Origin of the sequence: Schwartzia succinivorans DSM 10502 (assembly GCF_900129225.1) — a bacterium.
In the GTDB taxonomy this organism is placed as follows: Bacteria; Bacillota; Negativicutes; order Selenomonadales; family Selenomonadaceae; genus Schwartzia; species Schwartzia succinivorans.
Window position 1 is genome coordinate 306,610 of record NZ_FQUG01000005.1, and the last position, 6,058, is coordinate 312,667.

The 6,058-nt window shown below is 48.3% G+C and carries 6 protein-coding genes; all 6 read left to right on the plus strand.

Annotated features, from left to right (window positions below):
- Positions 1-52 precede the first annotated feature (52 nt).
- Complete coding sequence (locus tag BUA83_RS07960; protein ID WP_072935699.1) at positions 53-1,111, plus strand: NADH:flavin oxidoreductase; 1,059 nt, start codon at positions 53-55, stop codon at positions 1,109-1,111.
- 135 nt (positions 1,112-1,246) lie between these two features.
- Positions 1,247-1,888, plus strand: coding sequence for a zinc ribbon domain-containing protein (locus BUA83_RS07965; protein ID WP_072935700.1), 642 nt, complete (start codon positions 1,247-1,249; stop codon positions 1,886-1,888).
- 31 nt (positions 1,889-1,919) lie between these two features.
- Positions 1,920-3,092, plus strand: coding sequence for a flagellin lysine-N-methylase (fliB, locus tag BUA83_RS07970; protein ID WP_072935701.1), 1,173 nt, complete (start codon positions 1,920-1,922; stop codon positions 3,090-3,092).
- Positions 3,093-3,125: 33 nt separating this feature from the next.
- The gene (locus BUA83_RS07975) at positions 3,126-3,872 is read left to right on the plus strand and encodes a hypothetical protein (protein ID WP_072935702.1); all 747 of its coding nucleotides are present in this window, start codon (positions 3,126-3,128) and stop codon (positions 3,870-3,872) included.
- 81 nt (positions 3,873-3,953) lie between these two features.
- Entirely contained in the window at positions 3,954-5,702 is a 1,749-nt protein-coding gene (locus BUA83_RS07980) for a sensor domain-containing diguanylate cyclase (protein WP_072935703.1), read from the plus strand.
- Positions 5,703-5,886: 184 nt separating this feature from the next.
- Positions 5,887-6,058, plus strand: a 172-nt coding sequence (tnpA, locus tag BUA83_RS07985; RefSeq protein ID WP_144340520.1) for an IS200/IS605 family transposase, incomplete at its 3' end; no start/stop codon positions are given.

Below are 6,058 nucleotides of genomic sequence, written 5' to 3' on the forward strand. Positions count from 1 at the left end.
ATAATCCTTATACATAAAACACGAAAACTTAAATAATACAGGAGGTCATGGTATGAGCAAGATGGACTCTCCAATAGATTTGGGCAGGCTGTCCTGCAGAAACCGCATTGTGCGTTCTGCTACACACAGCTTTCTTGGCTCTCAGGACGGAAAAATAACAGAAGCGGAGCTGGCAATGTATGAGACGCTGGCTAAAAATGAGGTTGGGCTGATTATCTCGGGACACTGCTGTGTTGCACGTGGCGGCCGTGCCAACGAGGAACAGATAAATGTTTATGATGACAGCTGTATTGATGGAATACGGATGGCAGCGGAGCGCATACACGAAAACGGGGCGCGCTTTGTTGTGCAGCTCAGTCATGCAGGTCCGCGGGCAATCGATACCGAGGATTTGGCGGATGTTACGGCGCGTCCACTGAAAAAGGGACGTAATGCCAGAGAGATGACTGTTGAGGAAATCCATGCAGTAGAGAAGGCCTTTGTCGAGGCAGCCGTGCGTGTCAAGAGTGCGGGCGCTGACGGAGTGCAGCTTCATGCGGCGCATTCATATCTTTTGTCCCGTTTTTTGGATCCGACCTTCAATCAGCGCACTGATGAATACGGAGGCAGCCGGGAGGGAAGATTCCGCATTGTGGAGGAAATTATCCGAGGCATTCAGGAGGCGTGCGGAGAGGATTTCCCGGTGCTGGTGAAAATCAACTGTGATTCGAAGACGGATGATGAAGCATACGAGCATGACCTCGTATACATGCTGTCACGTACGAAGAAGCTGAAAATCGCTCTTGTGGAGCTGTCTGGAGTTGCATTTCTCGACGAGCCGAGGGATAAGCATGTCTATTACTTTGAACGTATATCGCGTTTAAGGCGTGTGGTAGAGCAGCCTATGAGTCTTGTGGGGGGCGTTCGTTCTCTTGAGGATATTGATAAGGTTTTGACCGACGGCATAGATATGGTTTCCATGAGCCGTGCTTTTGTATGCGAACCTGATATCATAAAAAAACTTAAAAACGGAGAGAAATCCCAGTGCCTTTCCTGCAACCGCTGCTTTGTCATTGCCCATCTCCATCCGGGGATGCGCTGTGTGCGGCAGCGAAAGCTTTTGAAAAAATAAAAGTACAGGGACGGTGTGATAAATTTTTTGTTTGTCACATCGTCCTGTTTTTATTTAAAGGCAAAGGAATTGACAGAAAAAATTGGGAAATGGTGTTACAATATGAAGGTATCTGAATACTCGGGAGGAAATTAAATGTCAAAATTTTGTACGAACTGCGGCGAAGCTCTGACGGAGGGAACAAGATTCTGCGTCAAATGCGGAGCAGAGATTTCCGCAGACAGGAAGGAAATAAATGATGTTCAGCAGTATGAGGCTGTGAATCGTGAGCCTGAGCAGGATGAGAAGCTCGGGTATGAGAAGGACTTCGAGGAGTATGAGGACGAAAAGGATTTCGTATATTATGTAAAGAAGGTACTGGTTTTCGCGCTGCTGGCTGCAGTTATGTTCGAATCGAAATATTACCACAAGCATGATCATCTTTATATTCCGGCGGTGATTCAGGAAACGTTTGGAATCGGAAGCAGCGCAGATATCGAAAAGGTTAAAAACAGCTCCCTGAGAGAATTCCCCGGAGTAAAGATAGGGAAGGAAATGGACCGCTTCTTTGATGATGCGAAATGGAGTTCTGAGGATATGGGAAAAGGAGGAAAACGTGTCACCTGCTCAGGCACGTGTATATGGGAAGGACGTACGTCGAAGGCAAAAATTTCCTTTATTGTGGTTAATAATGGGATATTGGGCTATGGAGCCGTGACGATGAATGGGGTGAAACTCAGCCCGGAAGATTCGCAGGATGTGATGCGAACAATAATGAGAAGGGAGTACAGCCTGTAACTCGGCAGATGCGCTGGAAGGGAGCGGACGTATGGGAACAGAAAGAGTATACCTCGTAAGCCAGCCTGATGATTTTGAGGACTTTATCTGTACCGGTGCGCTCTGCCCTGACAGCTGCTGCATAGGATGGTGGGATATAGTTCTGGATGATGCGGCGCTGGAGCGCTACCATAAGGAACGGGACGGGGAGTTCCGCGAGATGCTTGCTCACGCGGTGGCGTGGGAGAAGGAAGATGGAAGGCCGATTGCGGTTATCCGCATGGGCGCCGGAAAGCGCTGCCCGTTCCTTAGAAACGACGGCTGGTGCAGTATTCAGCGTCGGACAGAGGAAAAGAACCTTTCCATGACCTGCCGGACATATCCGCGTGTTTTGTACCATTTCCGCGGGGGTGAAGCATTTCGCTCAGTATGTGTTTCGTGCCCTGCGGCTGCAGAGCAGGTGCTTCTTCGAAATACTCCGCTGACATTTGTTGAAAAGGAAGTTCCTGCATCCTGGGAGGACGGCCTGCGTGTTCAGGGGAGAGAAGAGCATATTAAAGGAACTGCAGGAATTGTTCGTGCACACCTGATGAAAATTATCAGGGACGAAAACCTGACTTTAGCTGACCGTATTAGAAAATGTGACGCTTTTGTCTGGAAGGTGGAGTCGTTTTCAGGACATCATGCAGAGCATCATATCATGCAGTATATAGACGAGGAAGAGGCAGGAGGTATATCATATGCCCCGGTTTCTGAGGAGGTACACCTTGCCGCGGTGCGTTCTGTCTTAAAAATGAGGAGGCAGAATCCTTCGCTTCGGCCTGATTTTGCTTCGAGGCTTGAGGATGTTCTCTTTCATACCTCGGAGATTAAAAGCTGGCGTGATAATCTGGAATTTTATGATGCCTTTGCCAAGAAAAGGCTCAGACTATTCTGGATGAATCATCTCCTGCTGCAGATTTTTCAGGATATGCTCCCGACTGAGGAAACGAATCAGACAGGTGAGATATGGACAAGGCTGATAATTGTTTTTTCGTTGGTACTGTCATTTGTGCAGACAGATTTTATCACTTCGCCTGATGACTGGACGGTCAAAAGAGCTGCTGCTGCCGTACAGCTGGGGGTGCGCTTTACGAAGCATGATGACGCTTTTTTGAATCAGGTACTTGCTGCTGTCGGAGAAAAAGCCGGTTTTAGGGAGTTTTGCCGTGAATTGATTGGGTGAGGCTTTGCGTATGATATGGAAAGGGGCTTTCCTATGAAAAAAATGGCAATTCTCTGTGGTGTTCTTTTCTGTATTGCGGCTGGAATAGGAGCGTATGCAGCGATTTCACGCAGTGTCGGTACGGAAAATGCTGCAGCTGCGCGGGTTGAGCAGCAGGCACGGGAAGCGCAGTATGTAAGAGAGCGGGATGAAAAATACCGCAGGCTTCTGGAGCAGGGGACAAGGGAGCTTTATGAACTGAAGGATGCGCGCTCTGCACGGCAGACGCTGGAGCAGGCTCTTGATACCGCGCTGGATGACACGCAGAGATATCAGGCGTGGAGATGGCTTGCCGAGGCGGCCGAAGATACTGACCCGGCGCTAAGGAAAAAGGCAGGGCAGCAGATGGCAGCTATCGGGAAAAGCGGGCGTGAGCGCAGCGAGGGGCTGTTTGTAGCGGCTCAGGCGGAGGAAAAGCTCGGGGCTGCAAGAGAAGCGGTTAAGGGCTACAGAGCGGCGGCTGCAGGCTATGAGAAGGAAGGCGATTTTATTGAGGCGTGCAGATGCCTTCAATACGCAGCTGACGCGGCCCTGCTTCCGGGGCTTAGGGACATCAGATTATGCAAAAATATCCTTGCTCAGGAAGAAAAGCTTCTGAAGAGAGCAGAGGAAGGCTCCAAGAGAGATATGCTTCTTTATGATTTGCAGCTGGCAAAGGCAGATATTGAACGCCGTGAAGGTCATAAAGAGGAAGCACAGAGAAAATTTGCGGAAATAGAAGGAAATTCAGAAAAAAGATAGAAGTATAAAAGGATATTAATTTTTACATTTTGCAGTTGGTAAAAAATCTGTGGGCAAGTCCGCAGAGAAAGGATTTTTGGGATGAAACAGTTTTCCTACCGCTTCAGGGATAAAAAAGAACTGGCATCATGTCTGGAAGCTTTGCGAAGCGAAGCCCCAATGGAATATAAATCTGTGCTTGCCAGCCTTTATACGGCCGATGAATGGGAGAACGTTAATGAGTTTCGACAGGAAGTGGAAAAGACTCTGCCGCGGGCAACGGTTGTCGGGACCTCTTCAGACCATACCATACTGCATGGAAGCATAATAGAAAAAGAGAATATCCTTGTAGTTCAGTTCTTTGAGCATACAGTGGCAACGCTGCAGGTTTATGATTTTGATGTGTTGTCACCGGGAGCATCGGGAAAAGCTTTGGCAAATCTTGTGAAGCATATTGATGACCTTGCAGGCGTCGAGCTTCTGACTGTACCGGGGCGCTTTAACACGAAGCCGTTTCTTGATTCACTGTCAGTTCTGCCTGTTTCTATTCCTGTTTTCGGAGGGGTGGCAAACTGCGAAATACCGGATTTTCAGCCGTTTGTATTTGCAGGGGATTCGCACATGACCTCAGGGGTTGTGGTGATTCTTTTCAGAAGCAGCAGGCTGAAGTTTTTCGTCTACGGAGGGCTGGGCTGGAAGCCGCTCGGAGTGCCGATGAGTATCACAAAGCTCAGCGACGACGGGATGACGATTGAAGAGCTTGACTATCAGCCGGCATTTCATGTTTATGATAAGTATCTCCATGTTTCCCACAGTAAATCAATGGAGAAGGATCTCTTTGCTTTTCCGCTTATGCTTGAAAGAAACGGTGTTGAGATAGCGCGGCTTCCTGTTGAGATAACGCCTGATGAATATCTGCGCTTCGTCTGCGGATTTACAAAGGGTGAGAAGCTGCGGCTTGCTTATGGGGATCCGGAGGAGATTCTGGCCAGCTCGAAGCGTGCGCAGCATTACATGGCTTTTTTTGCTCCTGAGGCAATATTGTTTTTTGACTGTGTAAGCCGAAATCGTTTTATGCAGGACAGTGCTGAGACGGAGCTGCGTCCTTTTGAAAGCATAGCGCCGAACGCCGGATATTTTTCTCACGGAGAAATCACCCGCGCCGGAAGGAACGTCGTAACGATGAATATGGTCATGTTGACCGTCGGAATGAGGGAAAAGGCGGCGGAAAACGTGCTCCCGCTTACGGAATCCGGGGCAGGGGACTCGGAGCTGACAGGCTCAATGTCGCTTGTGAAGCGCCTTGCCAGCTTTATTACAGTTGTTTCAAAGGAGCTTGAGGAGGCAAATAAAAAGCTTGAGCGCCTGGCGCGTCATGACAGGCTGACTTCAATATATAACCGCGGTGAAATCGAGTCCATAATGCAGGACGCGCTGCTCAGAAACCGTGAATTAGGTTCGGTACCGGTTTCCATCATCATGCTGGATATCGATAACTTCAAGCAGGTAAATGACAAATACGGGCATGCGGTGGGTGATGAGGTGCTGAAATATACGGCCAAAACACTGATGAACGGAATGCGTGGAAGCGACCATGTGGGACGCTGGGGTGGAGAGGAATTCTTGATAGTGCTTGAGGATTTTTCCCTTGATATGGCGAAACAGATTGCCGAACGTCTGCGGCTGATGATAGCAGATGTCAAGGTTCTCCCTGACGGCGGAAATATCACAGCAAGCTTTGGCGTTGCAAAATATAACCCCGGTGAAGATTTCGATGATTTTTACCGCCGCATTGATTCGGCGCTGTACATGGCAAAGCGCAGCGGCAAGAATTGTGTCGCGACAAAGTAAAAATGGAATAAAAAGGACGGCAGTACTTCGGTGCTGCCGTCCTTTTTGTTTGGTAGCCGAATAGGCGATATTAAACCACCAGCTATGCTGGTGGTAAGTAAAAATTTCTTTTAGTAAAAAACCTCCTATGCTACAATCTGCGTGGTCTGGCAACCGCGGAGAAAAAGTATAGGAGGTTTTGTCGATGAACGACGTGAAAAGTTTATCACATAGCAAATGGCGTTGCAAATATCATATTGTTTTTGCACCAAAGTATCGTAGACAGGCAATTTATCGCCAGTTAAAACAAGATGTAGGAAAAATCTTGAGAGATTTGTGTGAACGCAAAAAGGTTAAAATTATTGAGGCAGAATGTT